We start from the raw sequence: 1593 nt of genomic DNA, 5'->3' as shown, positions 1-1593 counted from the left end.
GTGGAACCGCTGGATCCACATATTCTGGACTGGTCACACAGAGAAGTTCGGCCGCATGAAAATGGATGTACTCGTGAAGAGTTGAAATGCTTGGAGGAGCCTTGAACGATTGCTCTGTAGGAGGGTTAAAACTTGCACCAGGAGGTTTGCTCGTAAAGGTTTCTAAGAACCATACCTGTGGCCCACCGCTGGAAGACAACCACTGCTCCTTGCACGCACGTCGTCGCACCTTACCACTCGTGGTCTTCAAGACAAGCCCTGGTGCCCCAATCACTACAGTCATATCGCAATCTACCGAACAGCCTTCTAGAACGGCTTTACGTGCAGCCGTAGCAACTTCATGAGCCACGTCTTGGTCTGGCTGTCCACCACGTAGCTCGATATGGATCACCAGTTCATCTTGGCTAGAACCCCCTGCATGATCAAGAGCAAAGGTGACCAGTCCACCTGGTCGAATGCTTGGGTGGGAATAGCGGGCAAAGCCCTCAATATCCTCAGGATAGAAGTTGCGGCCGCGAACAATCATCATATCCTTCAGGCGACCACATACGTAGAGTTCGCCATCATCCATAAAACCCATGTCCCCTGTGCGCAACCATCCATCTCCGCTGGATTCGCTGCACCCATCTGCAAGCCGAGCACAGAATATGTCCTCGGTCAACTCGGGCATATTGAGGTAGCCCGCCGCCTTGCTGGGGGATTTACACCAGATCTCCCCAACGTAGTCGTCTGGCAGAGCGTGGCGGGTCTCAGGGTCGACGATTTGAACAGAGATACCATCGAAGGGTTTTCCACTGCTCACGAGGACCAGGGGATTTGTATCATCTGGTGGAGCAGCAACAGCGCGACTATTATGACTGAATATTACTCTGTCAACCGCGATCAAATGGCCACCACGCAAAGTGACAGCTGTACTGTGTTCAGCGAGCCCGTAACCTGGAATATATGCCTCTGAGCGAAAGCCGCTCACGGAAAATGCGTCGCGAAACTGCTGCATAGTAGTAGCAAGAATCGGTTCGGCTGCACTGACAACTGTTAGTCGGCTAAGGTCCCATTTAGCGCGCTGTTCTGTTGTAGTCTTGCGGACGACAAGCTCAAAGGCAAAATTCGGCGCAGCCGTAAGAGTTGCTTGGTAGCGATGCAAAATCTCGAGCCACAAAGATGGTCTCTCAACAAAAGCAAGGGGCGAAAACATGCTGAGGGTGCCATTGTTGCCCATAGCGATTGTCAAGATTCCGTTGATGAGACCAAAATCATGATATTGCGGGACCCATGCCACTGAATGGCTCTCTTCGTTGAAGCCAATGACGTCTCGGTTAGATTCAATTTGATGGATCAGATTACCATGCGTAATCATGACGCCCTTTGGGGAGGAGGTCGACCCAGATGTGTACTGCACAAGAGCGACATCGCGGAGAGACTCAACGGTATGCTTTGTCGACGTGTGACATCTCACGCGAAGCTTGTCAGTGCTTATCCACTTGAGATTTGCCTCAGCCACGCAATCTTTGGATCGAGTGAGGAAACTACGAACCTGCCCCATTTTATGAGAGCGAACATAGGAGTCGGTGGTCAAGGCAACCTTAGCCCCGC

At 51.9% G+C, this 1593-nt stretch carries 1 protein-coding gene; it reads right to left on the bottom strand.

Annotated features, from left to right (window positions below):
- Positions 1-1543, bottom strand: a 1543-nt coding sequence (locus V6D20_07750; GenBank protein HEY9815677.1) for an AMP-binding protein, incomplete at its 3' end; no start/stop codon positions are given.
- Positions 1544-1593: the final 50 nt, after the last annotated feature.

The organism is Candidatus Obscuribacterales bacterium, assembly GCA_036703605.1.
Taxonomy (GTDB): Bacteria; Cyanobacteriota; Cyanobacteriia; order RECH01; family RECH01; genus RECH01.
This window is presented reverse-complemented; position numbering and strand designations above follow the sequence as displayed.